The 218-nt window shown below is 27.5% G+C and carries 1 protein-coding gene; it reads left to right on the plus strand.

Annotated features, from left to right (window positions below):
• On the plus strand, positions 1-218 hold a 218-nt coding region (locus GQ589_RS12155; protein WP_160426518.1), incomplete at both ends, for a hypothetical protein.

Raw genomic sequence — 218 nt, forward strand, 5'->3', positions numbered from 1 at the left:
TAATAAAAATGAAGCAGATAAAATATATATTACTATCGTTAGTCTTAATTCCCGCTATGAGTCATGCTATTTTTCGTATTTATACAGGTACTATTGGACAAGATAAAGCCGAATTTTATTTTAATGATGAATCTGCTTTTTATCTTGCGGGTAAAGAGCATCAAATTAAGCATTTAAGTTTTATCAGTAAGCCTAATGATGTGTTTAATTTTAATGTA

Origin of the sequence: Gilliamella sp. Pas-s27, from assembly GCF_009795865.1 — a bacterium.
Taxonomy (GTDB): domain Bacteria; phylum Pseudomonadota; class Gammaproteobacteria; order Enterobacterales; family Orbaceae; genus Gilliamella.